The sequence below is a fragment of the Pseudomonas sp. FG29 genome (assembly GCF_057809355.1).
The window spans coordinates 271,915-288,884 of record NZ_JBMDJU010000003.1 but is presented as its reverse complement, the minus strand read 5'-3'; the positions used below and the strand labels follow the sequence as shown (position 1 = coordinate 288,884).

General features: G+C 58.4%; 31 protein-coding genes. All 31 read left to right on the top strand.

Annotated elements, in window-relative coordinates:
* A partial coding sequence (locus ACODS1_RS06680) for an EF-Tu C-terminal domain-related protein (RefSeq protein WP_455423356.1) occupies window positions 1-86 on the top strand: 86 nt, incomplete at its 5' end.
* Between the two features lie 155 nt (window positions 87-241).
* Complete coding sequence (gene rpsJ, locus ACODS1_RS06675; protein ID WP_003243886.1) at window positions 242-553, top strand: 30S ribosomal protein S10; 312 nt, start codon at window positions 242-244, stop codon at window positions 551-553.
* 83 nt (window positions 554-636) lie between these two features.
* Window positions 637-1,266: a 50S ribosomal protein L3 gene (gene rplC, locus ACODS1_RS06670; RefSeq protein ID WP_179574589.1), complete on the top strand. Its 630-nt coding sequence runs from the start codon at window positions 637-639 to the stop codon at window positions 1,264-1,266.
* Window positions 1,267-1,280: 14 nt separating this feature from the next.
* Window positions 1,281-1,883 carry a 50S ribosomal protein L4 gene (rplD, locus tag ACODS1_RS06665; RefSeq protein ID WP_159973771.1) on the top strand — a complete coding sequence of 201 codons (603 nt, stop codon included), beginning with the start codon at window positions 1,281-1,283 and terminating at the stop codon, window positions 1,881-1,883.
* Window positions 1,880-2,179, top strand: coding sequence for a 50S ribosomal protein L23 (gene rplW / locus ACODS1_RS06660; protein WP_021444331.1), 300 nt, complete (start codon window positions 1,880-1,882; stop codon window positions 2,177-2,179). The genes rplD and rplW overlap by 4 nt, the downstream gene beginning before the upstream one ends.
* Window positions 2,180-2,193: 14 nt before the next feature.
* Window positions 2,194-3,018, top strand: coding sequence for a 50S ribosomal protein L2 (rplB, locus tag ACODS1_RS06655; protein ID WP_322980349.1), 825 nt, complete (start codon window positions 2,194-2,196; stop codon window positions 3,016-3,018).
* Between the two features lie 16 nt (window positions 3,019-3,034).
* Window positions 3,035-3,310: a 30S ribosomal protein S19 gene (rpsS, locus tag ACODS1_RS06650; protein ID WP_003243896.1), complete on the top strand. Its 276-nt coding sequence runs from the start codon at window positions 3,035-3,037 to the stop codon at window positions 3,308-3,310.
* 11 nt (window positions 3,311-3,321) lie between these two features.
* Window positions 3,322-3,654 carry a 50S ribosomal protein L22 gene (gene rplV, locus ACODS1_RS06645; RefSeq protein ID WP_003103908.1) on the top strand — a complete coding sequence of 111 codons (333 nt, stop codon included), beginning with the start codon at window positions 3,322-3,324 and terminating at the stop codon, window positions 3,652-3,654.
* A gap of 13 nt (window positions 3,655-3,667) precedes the next feature.
* A complete protein-coding gene (gene rpsC, locus ACODS1_RS06640) occupies window positions 3,668-4,354 on the top strand; it encodes a 30S ribosomal protein S3 (RefSeq protein ID WP_003243898.1) in 687 nt (228 codons plus the stop codon).
* Between the two features lie 12 nt (window positions 4,355-4,366).
* Window positions 4,367-4,780: a 50S ribosomal protein L16 gene (gene rplP, locus ACODS1_RS06635; RefSeq protein ID WP_003243901.1), complete on the top strand. Its 414-nt coding sequence runs from the start codon at window positions 4,367-4,369 to the stop codon at window positions 4,778-4,780.
* Complete coding sequence (rpmC, locus tag ACODS1_RS06630; protein ID WP_003243902.1) at window positions 4,780-4,971, top strand: 50S ribosomal protein L29; 192 nt, start codon at window positions 4,780-4,782, stop codon at window positions 4,969-4,971. The genes rplP and rpmC overlap by 1 nt, the downstream gene beginning before the upstream one ends.
* Window positions 4,972-4,973: 2 nt before the next feature.
* On the top strand, window positions 4,974-5,240 hold the full coding sequence (rpsQ, locus tag ACODS1_RS06625) for a 30S ribosomal protein S17 (RefSeq protein ID WP_159973766.1): 267 nt from the start codon (window positions 4,974-4,976) through the stop codon (window positions 5,238-5,240).
* A 23-nt stretch (window positions 5,241-5,263) separates the two neighbouring features.
* Window positions 5,264-5,632 carry a 50S ribosomal protein L14 gene (rplN, locus tag ACODS1_RS06620; RefSeq protein WP_003243907.1) on the top strand — a complete coding sequence of 123 codons (369 nt, stop codon included), beginning with the start codon at window positions 5,264-5,266 and terminating at the stop codon, window positions 5,630-5,632.
* A gap of 11 nt (window positions 5,633-5,643) precedes the next feature.
* Window positions 5,644-5,958, top strand: a complete 315-nt coding sequence (rplX, locus tag ACODS1_RS06615; RefSeq protein WP_003463290.1) for a 50S ribosomal protein L24 — start codon at window positions 5,644-5,646, stop codon at window positions 5,956-5,958.
* Window positions 5,959-5,977: 19 nt separating this feature from the next.
* Entirely contained in the window at window positions 5,978-6,517 is a 540-nt protein-coding gene (rplE, locus tag ACODS1_RS06610) for a 50S ribosomal protein L5 (protein WP_003243911.1), read from the top strand.
* 15 nt (window positions 6,518-6,532) lie between these two features.
* Window positions 6,533-6,838, top strand: coding sequence for a 30S ribosomal protein S14 (gene rpsN / locus ACODS1_RS06605; RefSeq protein WP_003463288.1), 306 nt, complete (start codon window positions 6,533-6,535; stop codon window positions 6,836-6,838).
* A 186-nt stretch (window positions 6,839-7,024) separates the two neighbouring features.
* A complete protein-coding gene (gene rpsH / locus ACODS1_RS06600) occupies window positions 7,025-7,417 on the top strand; it encodes a 30S ribosomal protein S8 (protein WP_003243915.1) in 393 nt (130 codons plus the stop codon).
* 13 nt (window positions 7,418-7,430) lie between these two features.
* On the top strand, window positions 7,431-7,964 hold the full coding sequence (gene rplF / locus ACODS1_RS06595) for a 50S ribosomal protein L6 (protein ID WP_197855601.1): 534 nt from the start codon (window positions 7,431-7,433) through the stop codon (window positions 7,962-7,964).
* 11 nt (window positions 7,965-7,975) lie between these two features.
* Entirely contained in the window at window positions 7,976-8,326 is a 351-nt protein-coding gene (gene rplR, locus ACODS1_RS06590) for a 50S ribosomal protein L18 (RefSeq protein WP_268181169.1), read from the top strand.
* 3 nt (window positions 8,327-8,329) lie between these two features.
* On the top strand, window positions 8,330-8,830 hold the full coding sequence (gene rpsE / locus ACODS1_RS06585; RefSeq protein ID WP_268181171.1) for a 30S ribosomal protein S5: 501 nt from the start codon (window positions 8,330-8,332) through the stop codon (window positions 8,828-8,830).
* Window positions 8,831-8,832: 2 nt separating this feature from the next.
* Window positions 8,833-9,012 (top strand): 50S ribosomal protein L30, encoded by a 180-nt coding sequence (gene rpmD / locus ACODS1_RS06580; RefSeq protein WP_159973761.1) that lies wholly within the window; start codon window positions 8,833-8,835, stop codon window positions 9,010-9,012.
* Between the two features lie 2 nt (window positions 9,013-9,014).
* Entirely contained in the window at window positions 9,015-9,446 is a 432-nt protein-coding gene (rplO, locus tag ACODS1_RS06575; RefSeq protein WP_017675610.1) for a 50S ribosomal protein L15, read from the top strand.
* On the top strand, window positions 9,447-10,775 hold the full coding sequence (gene secY / locus ACODS1_RS06570) for a preprotein translocase subunit SecY (RefSeq protein WP_322980347.1): 1,329 nt from the start codon (window positions 9,447-9,449) through the stop codon (window positions 10,773-10,775).
* A gap of 28 nt (window positions 10,776-10,803) precedes the next feature.
* Window positions 10,804-10,920, top strand: a complete 117-nt coding sequence (gene rpmJ, locus ACODS1_RS06565; protein WP_011531897.1) for a 50S ribosomal protein L36 — start codon at window positions 10,804-10,806, stop codon at window positions 10,918-10,920.
* Window positions 10,921-11,053: 133 nt separating this feature from the next.
* Window positions 11,054-11,410, top strand: a complete 357-nt coding sequence (rpsM, locus tag ACODS1_RS06560) for a 30S ribosomal protein S13 (protein WP_003463275.1) — start codon at window positions 11,054-11,056, stop codon at window positions 11,408-11,410.
* 30 nt (window positions 11,411-11,440) lie between these two features.
* Window positions 11,441-11,830: a 30S ribosomal protein S11 gene (gene rpsK / locus ACODS1_RS06555; protein ID WP_003243933.1), complete on the top strand. Its 390-nt coding sequence runs from the start codon at window positions 11,441-11,443 to the stop codon at window positions 11,828-11,830.
* Window positions 11,831-11,847: 17 nt separating this feature from the next.
* Window positions 11,848-12,468 (top strand): 30S ribosomal protein S4, encoded by a 621-nt coding sequence (gene rpsD / locus ACODS1_RS06550; protein ID WP_322980346.1) that lies wholly within the window; start codon window positions 11,848-11,850, stop codon window positions 12,466-12,468.
* 22 nt (window positions 12,469-12,490) lie between these two features.
* Window positions 12,491-13,492: a DNA-directed RNA polymerase subunit alpha gene (locus ACODS1_RS06545; RefSeq protein WP_159973757.1), complete on the top strand. Its 1,002-nt coding sequence runs from the start codon at window positions 12,491-12,493 to the stop codon at window positions 13,490-13,492.
* Between the two features lie 44 nt (window positions 13,493-13,536).
* Window positions 13,537-13,923, top strand: coding sequence for a 50S ribosomal protein L17 (gene rplQ, locus ACODS1_RS06540; protein WP_003243945.1), 387 nt, complete (start codon window positions 13,537-13,539; stop codon window positions 13,921-13,923).
* A gap of 250 nt (window positions 13,924-14,173) precedes the next feature.
* Window positions 14,174-16,324: a catalase/peroxidase HPI gene (katG, locus tag ACODS1_RS06535; protein ID WP_489085014.1), complete on the top strand. Its 2,151-nt coding sequence runs from the start codon at window positions 14,174-14,176 to the stop codon at window positions 16,322-16,324.
* A 135-nt stretch (window positions 16,325-16,459) separates the two neighbouring features.
* A complete protein-coding gene (gene bfr / locus ACODS1_RS06530) occupies window positions 16,460-16,924 on the top strand; it encodes a bacterioferritin (RefSeq protein WP_322980344.1) in 465 nt (154 codons plus the stop codon).
* The last annotated feature ends 46 nt before the right edge of the window (window positions 16,925-16,970 follow it).

Below are 16,970 nucleotides of genomic sequence, written 5' to 3'. Positions count from 1 at the left end.
TCGCCATGGAAGACGGCCTGCGCTTCGCAATTCGCGAAGGCGGTCGTACCGTTGGCGCTGGCGTGGTTGCCAAGATCGTCGAGTAATCGCTGATCTGCTGCAAAGAAAGGGGCCCTTCGGGGCCCTTTTCTTTTGAACTGGTTAAAAGTTGACACCCCCAGGGGGCATCCGTACAATTGCGCCTCCCTTGAGCGGGCGTAGTCCGTCTGTGGGGATTAGCAGCTTGGAATCTGAGGTCAAAATGCAAAACCAACAAATCCGTATTCGGTTGAAGGCTTTTGACCATCGCCTGATCGATCAATCTACCCAGGAAATCGTGGAAACCGCGAAACGTACTGGTGCTCAGGTGCGTGGTCCGATTCCTCTGCCTACTCGTAAGGAGCGGTACACCGTTCTGATCTCTCCGCACGTCAACAAAGACGCGCGCGATCAGTACGAAATCCGCACTCATAAGCGTGTTCTGGACATCGTCCAGCCGACGGATAAAACCGTTGATGCGCTGATGAAGCTCGACCTTGCGGCAGGCGTGGAAGTGCAGATCAGCCTCGGCTAAAACCTGGCGGTTTTAGTCGTGTAACGCTCTGAAATGGGCGGCCATAGCGGGTGAAAGCCCCGTACACTCATGAGGTTTACAACATGACTATTGGTGTAGTCGGTCGTAAGTGCGGCATGACCCGCATTTTCACCGAAGAAGGTGTCTCCATTCCGGTCACGGTCATTGAGATCGAGCCGAATCGCGTCACCCAGTTCAAAAACGAGGAGTCCGATGGCTACCGTGCAGTGCAGGTCACTGTAGGTGAGCGTCGTGCCTCTCGCGTAAGCAAGGCTCAGGCCGGTCACTTCGCCAAGGCGAACGTCGCGGCAGGTCGTACCGTTCTGGAGTTCCGTCTTGAAGATGGCGACTACCAGGCTGGCGATCTGATCAACGCTGAAATTTTCCAAGCTGGTCAACTGGTGGATGTCACCGGTCAGTCCAAAGGTAAAGGCTTCGCCGGTACCATCAAGCGTTGGAACTTCCGCGGCCAAGACAATACTCACGGCAACTCCGTGTCCCACCGTGTTCCGGGTTCCATTGGCCAGTGCCAGACCCCGGGTCGCGTATTCAAGGGCAAGAAGATGTCCGGTCACCTGGGTGCCGAGCGCGTTACCGTTCAGTCCCTGGAAGTCGTACGCGTAGACGCCGAGCGTAACCTGCTGCTGGTCAAGGGTGCCGTTCCTGGCGCTACTGGCGGCGACGTTATCGTTCGTCCGGCTGTCAAGGCGTAAGGGGAGAATCTGAGATGCAATTGAATGTGAATGGCGCTCAGGCGATCGAAGTGTCCGATGCGACCTTCGGTGGCGAGTTCAACGAGACCCTGGTTCACCAAGCAGTCGTAGCCTACATGGCTGGCGGCCGTCAGGGCACCAAAGGCCAGAAGTCCCGTTCCGACGTTTCCGGTGGCGGCAAGCGCCCGTGGCGTCAGAAGGGCACCGGTCGTGCTCGTGCTGGTACCACTCGTGGTCCGATCTGGCGTGGCGGTGGTGTGACCTTCGCAGCGTCCACCCGCAATCATGACCAGAAGCTGAACAAGAAGATGTATCGCGCAGCTCTGCGCTCCATCCTTGCTGAGCTGGTTCGTACCGACCGTCTGGTCGTGGTCGAAGACTTCGCTGTCGAAGCTCCCAAAACCAAGGCTCTGCTGTCCAAGCTGAACGGTCTGGGTCTGAACGATGTACTGATCGTATCCGATGCGGTCGACGAGAACCTGTACCTGGCTGCCCGCAACCTGCCGCACGTTGATGTTCGTGACGTCCAGGGTTCCGATCCGGTCAGCCTGATCGCGTACGAAAAAGTGCTGGTCACTGTTTCGGCCGTGAAGAAATTCGAGGAGCTGCTGGGATGAACCAGGAACGCGTATTCAAAGTGCTGCTTGGCCCGCACATCTCCGAGAAGGCCACGGTTCTGGCTGACAAGCAAGGTCAGTTCGTTTTCAAAGTCGCTACCGATGCGACCAAGCTGGAAATCAAGAAGGCCGTCGAAAGCCTGTTCAGCGTGAAGGTTGAGCGCGTGACTACTCAGAACGTTCTGGGTAAGAGCAAGCGCACCGCTCGCGGTCTGGGCAAGCGTAACGACTGGAAGAAGGCAGTTATCTCCCTTCAGCCGGGCCAAGATCTCGATTTCACCAGCAGTGCTGAGTAAGGAAGGGGTGCATCATGGCAATCGTTAAATGCAAACCGACTTCCGCTGGCCGCCGTTTTGTGGTCAAGGTGGTCAATCAGGAGCTGCACAAAGGCGCTCCGTACGCTCCGCTGCTCGAGAAGAAGTCGAAGTCCGGTGGTCGTAACAACAACGGCCGTATCACTACCCGTCATATCGGTGGTGGTCACAAGCAGCATTACCGTCTGGTCGACTTCCGTCGCAACGACAAAGATGGCATCCCTGCCACTGTCGAGCGCGTGGAATACGATCCGAACCGTACTGCGCACATCGCTCTGCTGAAGTACGCCGACGGTGAGCGTCGCTACATCATCGCGCCGAAAGGTGTGGTAGCTGGTGATCAGCTGATCGCGGGCATCATGGCTCCGATCAAGCCGGGCAACAGCCTGCAGCTGCGCAACATTCCGGTGGGTTCGACCGTTCACGGTATCGAGCTGAAGCCGGGCAAGGGTGCTCAGATCGCTCGTTCCGCTGGTGCTTCCGCTCAGCTGATCGCTCGTGAAGGTGCCTACGTGACCCTGCGTCTGCGCTCCGGCGAGATGCGTAAAGTCCTGGCCGAGTGCCGTGCGACCCTGGGCGAAGTCTCGAACTCCGAGCACAGCCTGCGTTCGCTGGGTAAAGCCGGTGCCAAACGCTGGCGTGGCGTTCGTCCGACCGTTCGTGGTGTTGCCATGAACCCGGTTGATCACCCGCACGGTGGTGGTGAAGGTCGTACCTCCGGTGGTCGTCATCCGGTGTCGCCATGGGGCTTCCCGACCAAGGGCGCGAAGACCCGTGCTAACAAGCGCACCGACAACATGATCGTCCGTCGTCGCAAGTAAATAGAGGGATACGACAGTGCCACGTTCTCTGAAAAAAGGTCCTTTTATCGATCTTCACCTACTGAAGAAGGTCGAAGCGGCGGTGGAAAAGAACGATCGCAAGCCGGTTAAAACCTGGTCGCGTCGCTCCATGATCCTGCCGCAGATGGTCGGTCTGACCATCGCTGTGCATAACGGTCGTCAGCATGTCCCAGTTCTCGTGAACGAAGACATGGTCGGCCACAAACTGGGCGAATTTGCCGGCACTCGTACCTATCGTGGTCACGTTGCCGACAAGAAAGGCAAGCGTTAAGGGGTTTGGAAATGGAAGTAGCCGCTAAGTTGTCGGGCGCTCGCATCTCCGCCCAGAAAGCTCGCCTGGTCGCCGACCAGATCCGCGGGAAGAAGGTGGGCGAAGCGCTCAACCTGCTGGCTTTCAGCAGCAAGAAAGCCGCCGAGATCATGAAGAAAGTGCTGGAGTCGGCCGTTGCCAACGCCGAGCACAACGAAGGCGCGGACGTTGATGACCTGAAGGTCAGCACCGTTTTCGTCAACGAAGGGCGTTCGCTTAAGCGCATCATGCCGCGTGCCAAAGGCCGTGCTGATCGCATCGTCAAGCGGTCTTGCCATATCACTGTCAAGGTTGCGGACAAGTAACGGAGTCGATCAGATGGGTCAGAAAGTACATCCCGTTGGCATCCGCCTGGGAATCGTCAAGGATCACACTTCGGTCTGGTACGCAGATGGTCGCAATTACGCCGACTACCTGAACGCCGACCTGAAGGTTCGTGCATACCTGCAAGACAAACTAAAAAGCGCGTCCGTTAGCCGTATCGACATCGCTCGTCCGGCTCAAACCGCACGCATCACCATCCACACCGCTCGTCCCGGCATCGTGATCGGCAAGAAAGGTGAAGATGTTGAGAAGCTGCGTCAGGACCTGACCAAGCAAATGGGTGTGCCGGTGCACATCAACATCGAAGAGATCCGCAAGCCGGAGCTCGACGGTATGCTGGTTGCGCAGAGCGTGGCTCAGCAGCTGGAGCGTCGCGTTATGTTCCGTCGCGCCATGAAGCGCGCTGTACAGAACGCCATGCGCATTGGTGCCAAAGGCATCAAGATCCAGGTGAGCGGTCGTCTTGGCGGCGCTGAAATTGCCCGTACCGAGTGGTATCGCGAAGGTCGTGTGCCCCTGCACACCCTGCGTGCCGATATCGATTACGCCACCTACGAAGCGCACACCACTTACGGTGTGATCGGCGTCAAGGTTTGGATCTTCAAGGGTGAGGTCATTGGTGGCCGCACTGAAGAGCTGAAGCCGCAAGCGCCCGCTCCTCGTAAAGCTGCTAAGAAATAAGGAGTACGCATCATGTTGCAACCAAAGCGTACGAAGTTCCGCAAGCAGATGACCGGCCACAACCGTGGTCTGGCTCAGCGCGGTAGTAAAGTCAGCTTCGGCGAGTTCGCGCTGAAGTCTGTTGCCCGCGGTCGTCTCACCGCTCGTCAGATCGAGTCCGCTCGTCGTGCTCTGACCCGTCACGTTAAGCGTGGCGGCAAGATCTGGATCCGCGTCTTCCCGGACAAGCCGGTTACCAAGAAGCCTCTCGAGGTGCGTATGGGTAAAGGTAAGGGTGGCGTTGAATACTGGGTAGCCCAGATCCAGCCAGGCAAAGTCCTGTACGAGATCGAAGGCGTTTCCGAAGAGCTGGCGCGTGAGGCTTTCGCCCTGGCTGCTGCAAAGCTGCCGCTCGCCACCACCTTTGTTAAGCGGACGGTGATGTGATGAAAGCGACCGAACTTCGTGAAAAAAGCGCACAGCAGCTGAACGAGCAACTGCTCGAGCTGCTGCGCGACCAGTTCAATCTGCGTATGCAGAAGGCGACTGGCCAGCTGGGGCAGTCTCACCTGCTCTCGCAAGTGAAGCGCGACATCGCTCGCGTCAAGACTGTCCTCAGCCAGCAGGCAGGTAAGTGATCATGGCCGAAGTTGAAAAAGCAGTCCGTACGCTGACCGGCCGTGTTGTCAGCGACAAGATGGACAAGACCATCACCGTTCTGATCGAGCGTCGCGTCAAGCACCCGATCTACGGTAAATACGTCAAGCGTTCGACCAAGCTGCACGCTCACGACGAAAACAATCAGTGCAAGATCGGCGACTTCGTCTCCATTCGCGAGACCCGCCCGCAGTCCAAGACCAAGTCCTGGGCCCTGGTTGAAGTCGTTGAACGCGCAGTCGAAGTCTAAGGGCTAGGGGTCGGAGAAATTTTATGATTCAGACTCAATCCATGCTCGATGTGGCTGACAACAGTGGTGCACGTCGCGTGATGTGCATCAAGGTGCTGGGCGGCTCGCATCGTCGCTACGCCGGCATCGGCGACATCATCAAGGTCACCGTCAAGGAAGCAATTCCGCGCGGCAAAGTGAAGAAAGGTCAGGTCATGACCGCAGTGGTCGTTCGTACCCGTCACGGCGTTCGCCGTGCCGACGGTTCGATCATCCGCTTCGACGGCAACGCTGCTGTTCTGCTGAACAACAAGCAAGAGCCGATCGGGACCCGTATTTTTGGCCCGGTGACCCGTGAACTTCGTTCCGAGAAGTTCATGAAGATCGTCTCGCTCGCCCCTGAAGTGCTTTAAGGAGATCCGACATGCAAAAGATTCGTCGTGACGACGAGATCATCGTGATCGCCGGTAAAGACAAAGGTAAGCGCGGTAAGGTGCTCAAGGTTCTCGCTGACGACCGTCTGGTCGTCGGTGGCATCAACCTGGTCAAGCGTCATACCAAGCCGAACCCGATGTCGGGCGTTCAAGGCGGTATCGTCGAGAAAGAAGCGCCGCTGCACGCTTCCAACGTTGCCATCTTCAACTCTGAAACCAACAAGGCTGACCGCGTTGGCTTCAAGGTCGAAGACGGCAAGAAAATTCGTGTCTTCAAGTCCACCCAAAAGCCGGTTGGCGCTTGAGAATCATAGGTAGAACACCATGGCACGACTGAAAGAGATTTACCGGAAGGAAATCGCGCCCAAGCTGAAGGAAGAACTGAAGCTGGCGAACGTGATGGAAGTTCCGCGCATCACCAAAATCACCCTGAACATGGGCCTGGGCGAAGCGATCGGTGACAAGAAAGTCATCGAGAACGCGGTTGCCGACCTCGAGAAGATCACCGGTCAGAAAGTCGTCGTGACTCATGCCCGCAAGTCGATCGCTGGTTTCAAGGTTCGTGAAGGTTGGCCGATTGGCGTCAAGGTCACTCTGCGTCGCGAGCGTATGTACGAGTTCCTGGATCGTCTGCTGTCCATCTCCCTGCCGCGCGTGCGTGACTTCCGCGGCCTGAATGCCAAGTCCTTCGACGGTCGTGGCAACTACAGCATGGGCGTGAAAGAGCAGATCATCTTCCCGGAAATCGATTACGACAAAATCGATGCACTGCGTGGTCTGGACATCACCCTGACTACCACTGCCCGTAACGATGATGAAGGCCGCGCTCTGCTGCGTGCTTTCAACTTCCCGTTCCGCAACTGATCGGAGTCCTGGACAATGGCCAAGACAAGCATGAAGAACCGTGAGCTGAAGCGTCAGCAAACGGTTGCCAAGTACGCCAAGAAGCGTGCCGAGCTGAAAGCCACCATCGCTAATCCGAACACCAGTCCGGAAGCGCGTTGGGAAGCCCAGGTCGCTCTGCAGAAGCAACCACGTGACGCCAGCGCTTCGCGCCTGCGTAACCGTTGCCGCATCACCGGCCGTCCGCACGGCGTTTACCGCAAGTTCGGTCTGTCGCGTAACAAGCTGCGCGAAGCCGCCATGCGCGGTGACGTACCGGGCCTGGTGAAAGCCAGCTGGTAAGAAGCAAAGCGAAGCCGGCCTAGTGCCGGCTTTGTCTTTTCCTGAACAAGCCCCTTTTGGGGCTTGATTCATTTTTGATCGGTCTCTAGAATGGCCGGCTCTCCTGAGCCTGGCATTTTGGTGTCGAGCTTTTGGAAGATCCCACAGCCTTCGGGCTGTTTTATTTGTATCAGGAGCGTCTAGCCCATGAGTATGCAGGACCCGTTAGCGGACATGCTAACTCGTATCCGTAATGCCCAGATGGCTGAAAAGTCCGTCGTAAGCATGCCGTCTTCCACTCTGAAGGTGGCTGTAGCCAAGGTTCTGAAGGACGAAGGTTACATTGCGGGTTACGAAGTCAATGGCGAAGCCAAGCCGCAGTTGTCCATCGAGCTGAAGTACTTCGAAGGCCGTCCGGTCATCGAGGAAGTCAAGCGCGTGAGCCGTCCCGGCCTTCGTCAATACAAATCCGTCGATGACCTGCCGAAGGTTCGCGGCGGTCTCGGTGTTTCCATCGTCTCCACCAACAAAGGTGTGATGACGGATCGCGCTGCGCGCGCTGCCGGTGTCGGCGGCGAAGTGCTCTGCACCGTGTTCTAAGGGGGGGATAAGCATGTCTCGCGTTGCTAAGAACCCCGTTGTGCTGCCTGCCGGTGTCGAGGTCAAACTCGCCGGTCAGCAGCTTTCGGTGAAGGGTGCCAAGGGCGCTCTGGAACTGAACGTTCACTCGTCCGTGGAAGTGATCCAGGAAGGCTCTGAGCTGCGTTTCGCCGCTCGCAATGGCGATCAGCAGAACCGCGCCATGGCCGGTACTACTCGTGCCCTGGTCAACAACATGGTCATCGGTGTCAGCCAAGGCTTCGAGCGTAAACTGCAACTGGTCGGCGTGGGCTACAAAGCTCAGGCCAAAGGTCAGGTGCTGAACCTCGCGCTGGGCTTCTCCCACCCGATCGACTACGAACTGCCGGAAGGTGTCGTGGCCGAAACCCCGAACCAGACTGAGATCCTGATCAAAGGGATCGACAAGCAGCTGGTGGGTCAGGTGGCTGCGGAAATCCGTGATTTCCGTCGTCCTGAGCCGTACAAGGGCAAGGGTGTTCGTTACGCGGACGAAGTTGTCCGTCGTAAAGAAGCCAAGAAGAAGTAAGGGGCTGAGATATGAACGAGAAAAAAGTTACTCGTCTGCGTCGCGCTCGCAAAGCACGCCTGAAAATGCACGAGCTCGAAGCCGTGCGTCTGTGCGTGTACCGCTCCTCGCAGCACATCTATGCCCAGGTCATCTCGGCCGACGGCAGCAAGGTCCTGGCCAGCGCCTCGACTTTGGACAAAGCACTGCGCGACGGCGCCACTGGCAACGTCGACGCCGCCAAGAAAGTTGGTCAGCTGGTAGCCGAGCGTGCGAAAGCCGCTGGTGTGACCCAGGTTGCATTCGACCGTTCTGGCTTCAAGTACCACGGTCGCGTCAAGGCGCTGGCCGATGCTGCTCGTGAAGGCGGGCTGGAGTTCTAAGTTATGGCAAATAACGACCAAAAGCGCGACGAAGGCTACATCGAGAAGCTGGTTCAGGTGAACCGCGTTGCCAAGACCGTTAAAGGTGGCCGTATCTTCACCTTCACCGCACTGACCGTGGTGGGTGATGGCAAGGGTCGCGTCGGTTTCGGCCGTGGCAAGTCCCGTGAAGTGCCGGCTGCCATCCAGAAAGCGATGGAAGCTGCTCGTCGCAACATGATCCAGGTTGATCTGAACGGCACCACTCTGCAGTACCCGGTCAAGTCCGCTCATGGCGCCTCCAAGGTGTACATGCAGCCGGCATCCGAAGGTACCGGCATCATCGCCGGCGGCGCCATGCGTGCCGTGCTGGAAGTGGCTGGCGTGCAGAACGTTCTGGCCAAGTGCTACGGCTCCACTAACCCGGTGAACGTGGTGCATGCCACTTTCGAAGGTCTGAAGGCCATGCAGTCCCCTGCGTCCGTTGCGGCCAAGCGTGGCAAGAGCGTCGAGGAGATTCTCTAACCATGGCTAACACCGTCAAAGTGACTCTGATCAAGAGCACCAATGGCCGTCTGGCCAATCACAAAGCTTGCGTCAAGGGCCTGGGCCTGCGTCGCATTGGTCACACCGTCGAAGTTCAGGACACTCCTGAAAACCGCGGCATGATCAACAAGGCTTACTACCTGCTGAAGGTGGAGGGTTAATCATGCAACTGAACGATCTGCGTTCCGCGCCGGGTGCCCGTCGCGAAAAGCACCGTCCGGGCCGTGGTATCGGTAGCGGTCTGGGCAAGACCGGTGGCCGTGGCCACAAGGGTCAGACCTCCCGCTCCGGTGGTTCCATCGCTCCGGGCTTCGAGGGTGGTCAACAGCCGTTGCACCGTCGTCTGCCGAAGTTCGGCTTCGTTTCCCTGAAAGCTATGGATCGTGCGGAAGTTCGCACCTCCGAGCTGAACAAGGTCGAAGGCGTCGTAACTCTGCAGGCTCTGAAGGATGCCAATCTGGTTGGCCATCACGTACAGCGTGTGAAAGTCATGCTGTCCGGCGAGGTTACCCGTGCGGTCACCCTGAAAGGTATCGCAGCCACCAAAGGTGCGCGTGCGGCTATCGAAGCAGCTGGCGGTAAGTTCGAGGACTAAATGGCTAAGCAAGGTGCTCTCTCTGCGTTGGCAGGTGGCGGGTTGTCCGAACTCTGGGCTCGTCTGCGTTTTCTGTTCCTGGCGATCATCGTCTATCGGATAGGCGCACACATCCCGGTGCCCGGCATCAACCCGGACCGCCTGGCGGACTTGTTCCGCCAGAATGAGGGGACCATTCTTAGCTTGTTCAACATGTTTTCCGGCGGCGCGCTGGAGCGGATGAGCATCTTTGCACTGGGGATCATGCCGTACATCTCGGCATCGATCATCATGCAGCTGATGACCGCCGTCAGCCCGCAGCTGGAGCAGTTGAAGAAGGAAGGTGAAGCTGGCCGTCGCAAGATCAGCCAGTACACCCGCTACGGCACTCTCGTCCTGGCATTGGTTCAGGCCACCGGCATGTCCGTGGGTCTGGCCAGTCAGGGCGTCGCGTTCTCGGTCGGTTTCGGTTTCCACTTCGTGGCGGTCACCACTTTCGTGGCGGGCGCGATGTTCATGATGTGGTTGGGCGAGCAGATCACTGAGCGTGGTGTCGGCAACGGTATCTCGATGCTGATTTTTGCTGGCATCGTGGCCGGTCTGCCGAGGGCGATTGGGCAGTCTTTCGAGTCTGCTCGTCAGGGCGATATCAACATCTTCGCTCTGGTTGCCATCGGTTTGCTGGCGGTAGCGATCATCGGTTTCGTGGTGTTCATTGAGCGTGGTCAGCGTCGCATTGCGGTGCACTACGCCAAGCGTCAGCAGGGCCGCAAGGTCTTCGCTGCGCAGACCAGCCACTTGCCGTTGAAGGTGAACATGGCGGGCGTCATTCCGGCCATTTTCGCCAGCAGCCTTCTGCTGTTCCCGGCCTCGCTGGGTTCCTGGTTCGGTCAGTCCGAAGGTCTGGGCTGGCTGCAGGACATTGCGCAGGCGATCGCTCCCGGTCAGCCGTTGAATATCTTGCTGTTTAGTGCAGGGATCATTTTCTTCTGCTTCTTCTACACGGCGCTGATGTTCAACCCGAAAGACGTAGCGGAAAACCTGAAGAAGTCCGGTGCCTTTATTCCGGGCATCCGTCCGGGCGAGCAGTCGGCGCGCTATATCGATGGCGTACTGACCCGCTTGACCATGTTCGGTGCTCTGTACATGACGGCCGTGTGCCTGTTGCCCCAGTTCCTGGTGGTGGCGGCCAACGTTCCGTTCTACCTTGGCGGGACCTCGTTGCTGATCGTGGTCGTGGTTGTCATGGACTTCATGTCCCAAGTGCAATCGCACCTCGTATCTCACCAGTACGATTCCCTGATGAAGAAAGCCAACCTGAAGGGCTATGGCAGCGGCATGCTCCGCTGATCTACCCGTAAGGTTCGAGGAGTTGGTAATGAAAGTTCGTGCATCGGTGAAAAAGCTGTGCCGTAACTGCAAAATTATCCGTCGCGAAGGTATCGTGCGGGTGATCTGCAGCGCAGAGCCGCGTCACAAGCAGCGCCAAGGCTGAGTGTGAACCACGCGTGATAAGCCCGGCAGCTAGTGCGCTGCCGGGTTGATTATTTGTTTTTACAGCGTTAATATCTCGCGCCCTATTTCTTGGCTTCCGGGGCGTAGGTAGCTGTCAATTGGAGTTCCACTGAATGGCCCGTATTGCAGGCGTTAACATTCCGGATAACAAGCACACTGTTATCTCGTTGACCTACATCTTCGGTGTTGGTCGCACTACTGCACAGAAAATCTGTGCCGCTACCGGTGTAAACCCGGCTGCGAAAATCAAGGATCTGACTGACGAGCAGATCGAGCAACTGCGTGGCGAAGTAGCCAAGGTGAATACCGAAGGCGACCTGCGTCGTGAAGTGAATATGAAGATCAAACGCTTGATGGATCTGGGCTGCTACCGTGGCCTGCGTCATCGTAAAGGTCTGCCGGTTCGCGGTCAGCGCACCAAGACCAACGCTCGCACCCGTAAGGGCCCGCGTAAGCCGATCCGCAAGTAATCGCATTCGCGAATCGACAGGAATTTAGTCATGGCAAAACCTGCTGCTCGTACTCGTAAAAAAGTCAAAAAGACGGTGGTGGACGGTATCGCCCACATCCACGCGTCTTTCAACAACACCATCGTGACCATTACCGACCGTCAGGGCAATGCTCTGTCCTGGGCTACCTCTGGTGGTTCGGGCTTCCGCGGCTCGCGTAAGTCCACTCCGTTCGCTGCCCAGATCGCCGCTGAGCGTGCTGGTCAAGCCGCTCTGGAGTATGGCCTGAAGAACCTCGACGTGAACGTCAAGGGGCCGGGTCCTGGTCGCGAATCCGCTGTGCGTGCTCTGAACGCCTGCGGCTACAAAATCGCCAGCATCACCGACGTGACGCCTATCCCGCACAACGGGTGCCGTCCGCCGAAGAAGCGTCGCGTGTAAACAGGAGACAGTGAGAAATGGCTCGTTACATTGGTCCCAAGTGCAAACTGTCTCGCCGTGAAGGCACCGATCTCTTCCTGAAGAGTGGTGCTCGCGCGCTGGAATCCAAGTGCAACATCGAATCCGCTCCCGGCATCCACGGTCAGCGTCGCGGTCGTCAATCCGACTACGGCACCCAGCTGCGTGAGAAGCAGAAAGTTCGTCGTATCTACGGCGTTCTGGAGCGTCAGTTCAGCGGTTACTACAAGCAAGCTGCCAGCCAGAAGGGCGCCACCGGCGAAAACCTGCTGCAACTGCTGGAGTGCCGTCTGGATAACGTGGTTTACCGTATGGGCTTTGGTGCCACTCGTGCCGAATCCCGTCAGCTGGTTTCGCACAAAGCCATCAGCGTCAACGGTCAGACCGTAAACGTACCGTCCTACCAGGTTAAGGCTGGCGACGTCGTTGCTGTTCGCGAGAAGTCGCGCAACCAGCTGCGCATCGCTCAGGCTCTCGAGCTTTGCGCCCAGCGCGGCCGCGTTGAGTGGGTAGAAGTAGACGCCGAGAAGAAGTCGGGTGTGTTCAAGAACGTCCCGGCTCGTAGCGATCTGTCCGCTGACATCAACGAGAGCCTGATTGTCGAGCTCTACTCCAAGTAAGGGCTAGAAAATAGGTGCATCCATGCAGATTTCGGTAAATGAGTTCCTGACCCCCCGCCACATTGATGTGCAGGAGGTCAGTCCGACCCGCGCCAAGATCACCCTCGAGCCTCTCGAGCGTGGTTTCGGCCATACCCTGGGCAACGCGCTGCGTCGCATCCTGTTGTCCTCCATGCCTGGCTGTGCAGTAGTCGAGGCCGAGATCGATGGCGTACTCCATGAGTACTCCGCGATCGAAGGTGTTCAGGAAGATGTCATCGAGATCCTCCTGAACCTGAAAGGTCTGGCCATCAAGCTGCACGGTCGTGACGAAGTGACCCTGACTCTGTCCAAGAAGGGCCCGGGCGTCGTTACCGCTGCCGATATTCAGCTGGATCACGATGTCGAAATCGTCAACGGCGACCACGTAATCGCCAACCTGGCCGACAATGGCGCGCTCAACATGAAGCTCACCGTGGCCCGTGGCCGCGGCTATGAGCCGGCTGATGCGCGTCAGAGCGACGAAGACGAGAGCCGCAGCATTGGTCGCTTGCAGCTCGATGCTTCGTTCAGCCCAGTTCGCCGGGTTGCCTACGTGGTGGAGAACGCCCGCGTCGAGCAGCGTACCAACCTGGACAAGCTGGTTCTCGATCTGGAGACCAATGGCACCCTCGATCCTGAAGAGGCCATCCGTCGTGCCGCGACCATCCTGCAACAGCAGCTGGCCGCGTTCGTGGATCTCAAAGGTGACAGCGAGCCGGTCGTGGTCGAGCAGGAAGACGAGATCGATCCGATCCTGCTGCGCCCGGTCGATGACCTGGAGCTGACTGTTCGTTCGGCCAACTGCCTGAAGGCGGAGAACATCTACTACATCGGCGATCTGATTCAGCGCACCGAAGTAGAGCTGTTGAAAACTCCGAACCTGGGCAAGAAGTCCCTGACCGAAATCAAGGACGTTCTGGCTTCTCGTGGTCTGTCCCTCGGTATGCGCCTCGATAACTGGCCGCCGGCAAGTCTGAAGAAAGACGACAAGGCGACTGCCTGATCGTCATCATCACCGAACGAACAAGTTTGGTAAGGAATTGAACCATGCGTCATCGTAAAAGTGGCCGTCACCTCAGCCGCACCAGCGCTCACCGCAAGGCCATGTTCCAGAACATGGCGGTCTCGCTGTTCGAGCACGAGCTGATCAAAACTACCCTGCCGAAAGCCAAGGAACTGCGTCGCGTTGCCGAGCCGCTGATCACCCTGGCCAAGGAAGACAGCGTTGCTAACCGTCGTCTGGCCTTCGACCGTACCCGTTCGAAAGCCATCGTTGGCAAACTGTTCAACGATCTGGGCAAGCGCTACGCCACCCGTAACGGCGGCTACCTGCGCATCCTCAAGTGCGGTTTCCGCGCTGGCGACAACGCTCCGATGGCTTACGTTGAACTGGTCGACCGTCCGGTCGGCGGTTCGGTAGAAGCTGCCGAGTAAGTTGCTGGTTGTACGAAGAACCGGGCCTAGTGCCCGGTTTTTTGTTGCCTGAAATTTGCCGATGCGATTGCTGCTGCCGGTGTATATGCAGGCAGGCTCTGGCCTCGGCATGAGGTTTGGGCTCACGAAAGAAATTTACTATCGAGCCGTTACGCTTGATGAATTGGTTCGCTAAGCGAAGCGCGTCTAGGCTTGTCCCATCGTTGGTCGCACAAGCTGCGACTGACCCGATGAGGAGAAGGAGAGAAGCATGTCGAACCAAGGTAAATGTCCGTTCAATCACGTCGCGGGTGGCGGTACGACCAACAAGGATTGGTGGCCGAATCAACTGCGTGTCGATTTGCTCAATCAGCACTCGGATCGATCCAATCCGTTGGGCGAGAAGTTCAACTACGCCGAAGCCTTCAAGAAGCTCGACTACAAGGCGCTCAAGGCCGACCTGGTCAAGCTGATGACCGATAGCCAGGACTGGTGGCCGGCAGACTTCGGCCACTACGGCCCGCAGTTCATCCGTATGGCCTGGCACTCCGCCGGCACCTATCGGACCACTGATGGCCGTGGCGGTGGTGGTCGTGGCCAGCAGCGCTTCGCGCCGCTCAACTCCTGGCCGGATAACGTCAATATCGACAAGTCGCGTCGCCTGCTGTGGCCGATCAAGCAGAAGTATGGCCAGTCGATCTCCTGGGCTGACCTGTACATTCTCGCCGGTAACGTTGCGCTGGAGTCCATGGGCTTCCGTACCTTCGGTTTCGCGGGTGGCCGTGAAGACGTGTGGGAACCGGATCAGGACGTCAACTGGGGCGCCGAGGTCGCCTGGCTGGGCGTCGATCCCAAGCGGGTCAACGACGAGCGTGAGCTGACCGCTCCGTTTGGCGCTACCCACATGGGCCTGATCTATGTGAACCCGGAAGGCCCGAATGCCAGCGGCGATTACCTGGCTGCAGCCAAGGACATTCGCGCCACCTTCTACCGCATGGCCATGGACGACGAGGAAATCGTCGCGCTGATCGCCGGCGGTCACACCTTCGGCAAGTGCCACGGTGCCGCGCCTGAGTCGCACAAGGGCCCCGAGCCTGAGGCAGCACCGATCGAGGCGCAAGGTCTGGGTTGGGCCAGCAACTTCGGCAGCGGCTTCGGCAAGGACACCGTTTCCAGTGGCCTGGAAGTGACCTGGACGAAGACGCCAGCGCAGTGGAGCAACAACTTCTTCGAGAACCTGTTCGGTTTCGAGTGGGAGCTGACCCATTCGCCGGCTGGTGCCAAGCAGTGGGTGGCCAAGGATGCACCGGAGATCATTCCGGACGCTCATGTGCCGGGCAGGTTCCACAAGCCGACCATGCTCACCACCGACCTGACCCTGCGTTTCGACCCGGAGTTCGGCAAGATCTCCAAACGCTTCCATGATGATCCGCAGGCCTTTGCCGATGCATTCGCCCGCGCCTGGTACAAGCTGACGCACCGCGATATGGGGCCGAAGGCGCGTTACCTGGGCCCGGAAGTACCGAAAGAGGATCTGCTCTGGCAAGACCCGCTGCCGGCTGCCACGCATAATCCGAGCGCTGCCGATATCGCTGACCTGAAGGCGAAGATCGCCGCTTCCGGCTTGTCTGTCGGTGATCTGGTGTCCGTGGCCTGGGCTTCGGCCTCCACCTTCCGCGGTGGTGACAAGCGTGGTGGTGCCAACGGTGCGCGTCTGGCTCTGGCGCCGCAGAAGGATTGGGCCGTCAACCAACGGGCGATCAAGGTGCTGCCGACGTTGGCGGCGATCCAGCAGGCCTCCGGCAAGGCGTCGTTGGCCGATGTAATCGTGCTCGCCGGTAATGTTGGTGTCGAGCTGGCAGCCAAGGCTGCCGGTGTGGCGGTGGACGTGCCGTTCGCTGCTGGCCGCGTCGATGCACGTCAGGATCAGACCGACGTGGAGTCCTTCGATGTGCTGGAGCCGGTTGCCGATGGCTTCCGCAACTACAGCAAGGGCAACCTGGGCGTGCCGACCGAAGCGATGCTGGTCGACAAGGCGCAGATGCTGACCCTGACTGCGCCAGAGCTGACCGCGCTAGTGGGTGGTCTGCGTGTGCTGGGCGCCAACCATGATGGCAGCCAGCATGGCGTGTTCACCAACCAGGTCGGCGTGCTGTCCAACGACTTCTTCGTCAACCTGCTGGATATGGGAACCGAGTGGAAGGCTACCGATAGCTCCAGCGAGTTGTTCGAAGGGCGTGACCGCAAGACTGGCGCAGTAAAGCACACCGCGACGCGCAACGACCTGGTATTCGGCTCCAACGCGATCCTGCGTGCCTATGCCGAGGTATATGCCAGTGCTGATGGCAAGGAAAAGCTGGTCAAGGACTTCGTCGCCGCCTGGGACAAGGTGATGAACCTGGATCGTTTCGACCTGGCCTGAAACTGAGCCACGCACCTCGGGTGCGTCAGTGAACCGCAACGCCTCCTTCGTGGAGGCGTTGTGCTTTTGCTTGACCGATTCCGGCGTGAGGCGGAGCATTACAGCCTGCTCATGAATGCAACAAGGATCGCCGGCATGAAAGGCCATACCGAAGTCATCGATTACCTCAAACACCTGCTCAAGGGTGAACTGGCCGCCCGCGACCAGTATTTCATCCACTCGCGGCTCTATGAGGATTGGGGCTTCAGCAAGCTCTACGAGCGCATCAATCACGAGATGGAAGAAGAAACCGAGCACGCCGATGCGTTGCTCAAGCGCATCATCTTCCTCGAAGGCGTGCCGGACATGGCGCCCAATGCCTTCAAATTCGGCCAGACCGTGCCCGAGGCGCTGAAGCTGGATCTGGCGCTGGAGTACGAAGTGCGCGCGGCCCTGAGCAAGGGCATCGAGCTCTGCGAGAAGCATCAGGACTACCAGAGCCGTGACATCCTCCTCGCTCAGTTGAAGGACACCGAGGAAGACCATGCCTACTGGCTGGAGATTCAGCTACAGCTGATCGACAAGCTGGGGCTGGAGAAGTACCTGCAGAGTCAGATGTGAGCTGACCTGCCAAAAAAGAGCCCCGCATGTGCGGGGCTCTTTCGTT

Bases quoted from the DNA above. Each gene is read 5' to 3' on its own strand.
- rplW (WP_021444331.1), top strand. From the start codon at position 1,880: ATGAACCAGGAACGCGTATTCAAAGTGCTGCTTGGCCCGCACATCTCC.
- rplC (WP_179574589.1), top strand. From the start codon at position 637: ATGACTATTGGTGTAGTCGGTCGTAAGTGCGGCATGACCCGCATTTTC.
- rpmD (WP_159973761.1), top strand. From the start codon at position 8,833: ATGGCTAACACCGTCAAAGTGACTCTGATCAAGAGCACCAATGGCCGT.
- rplR (WP_268181169.1), top strand. From the start codon at position 7,976: ATGAACGAGAAAAAAGTTACTCGTCTGCGTCGCGCTCGCAAAGCACGC.
- rpsD (WP_322980346.1), top strand. From the start codon at position 11,848: ATGGCTCGTTACATTGGTCCCAAGTGCAAACTGTCTCGCCGTGAAGGC.
- ACODS1_RS06545 (WP_159973757.1), top strand. From the start codon at position 12,491: ATGCAGATTTCGGTAAATGAGTTCCTGACCCCCCGCCACATTGATGTG.
- rpmC (WP_003243902.1), top strand. From the start codon at position 4,780: ATGAAAGCGACCGAACTTCGTGAAAAAAGCGCACAGCAGCTGAACGAG.
- rplX (WP_003463290.1), top strand. From the start codon at position 5,644: ATGCAAAAGATTCGTCGTGACGACGAGATCATCGTGATCGCCGGTAAA.
- rplV (WP_003103908.1), top strand. From the start codon at position 3,322: ATGGAAGTAGCCGCTAAGTTGTCGGGCGCTCGCATCTCCGCCCAGAAA.
- rplP (WP_003243901.1), top strand. From the start codon at position 4,367: ATGTTGCAACCAAAGCGTACGAAGTTCCGCAAGCAGATGACCGGCCAC.
- rplF (WP_197855601.1), top strand. From the start codon at position 7,431: ATGTCTCGCGTTGCTAAGAACCCCGTTGTGCTGCCTGCCGGTGTCGAG.
- katG (WP_489085014.1), top strand. From the start codon at position 14,174: ATGTCGAACCAAGGTAAATGTCCGTTCAATCACGTCGCGGGTGGCGGT.
- rpsE (WP_268181171.1), top strand. From the start codon at position 8,330: ATGGCAAATAACGACCAAAAGCGCGACGAAGGCTACATCGAGAAGCTG.
- rplO (WP_017675610.1), top strand. From the start codon at position 9,015: ATGCAACTGAACGATCTGCGTTCCGCGCCGGGTGCCCGTCGCGAAAAG.
- rpsQ (WP_159973766.1), top strand. From the start codon at position 4,974: ATGGCCGAAGTTGAAAAAGCAGTCCGTACGCTGACCGGCCGTGTTGTC.
- bfr (WP_322980344.1), top strand. From the start codon at position 16,460: ATGAAAGGCCATACCGAAGTCATCGATTACCTCAAACACCTGCTCAAG.
- rpsH (WP_003243915.1), top strand. From the start codon at position 7,025: ATGAGTATGCAGGACCCGTTAGCGGACATGCTAACTCGTATCCGTAAT.
- rpsJ (WP_003243886.1), top strand. From the start codon at position 242: ATGCAAAACCAACAAATCCGTATTCGGTTGAAGGCTTTTGACCATCGC.
- rpsC (WP_003243898.1), top strand. From the start codon at position 3,668: ATGGGTCAGAAAGTACATCCCGTTGGCATCCGCCTGGGAATCGTCAAG.
- rplQ (WP_003243945.1), top strand. From the start codon at position 13,537: ATGCGTCATCGTAAAAGTGGCCGTCACCTCAGCCGCACCAGCGCTCAC.
- secY (WP_322980347.1), top strand. From the start codon at position 9,447: ATGGCTAAGCAAGGTGCTCTCTCTGCGTTGGCAGGTGGCGGGTTGTCC.
- rpsN (WP_003463288.1), top strand. From the start codon at position 6,533: ATGGCCAAGACAAGCATGAAGAACCGTGAGCTGAAGCGTCAGCAAACG.
- rpsM (WP_003463275.1), top strand. From the start codon at position 11,054: ATGGCCCGTATTGCAGGCGTTAACATTCCGGATAACAAGCACACTGTT.
- rplD (WP_159973771.1), top strand. From the start codon at position 1,281: ATGCAATTGAATGTGAATGGCGCTCAGGCGATCGAAGTGTCCGATGCG.
- rpmJ (WP_011531897.1), top strand. From the start codon at position 10,804: ATGAAAGTTCGTGCATCGGTGAAAAAGCTGTGCCGTAACTGCAAAATT.
- rpsK (WP_003243933.1), top strand. From the start codon at position 11,441: ATGGCAAAACCTGCTGCTCGTACTCGTAAAAAAGTCAAAAAGACGGTG.
- rplN (WP_003243907.1), top strand. From the start codon at position 5,264: ATGATTCAGACTCAATCCATGCTCGATGTGGCTGACAACAGTGGTGCA.
- rplB (WP_322980349.1), top strand. From the start codon at position 2,194: ATGGCAATCGTTAAATGCAAACCGACTTCCGCTGGCCGCCGTTTTGTG.
- rplE (WP_003243911.1), top strand. From the start codon at position 5,978: ATGGCACGACTGAAAGAGATTTACCGGAAGGAAATCGCGCCCAAGCTG.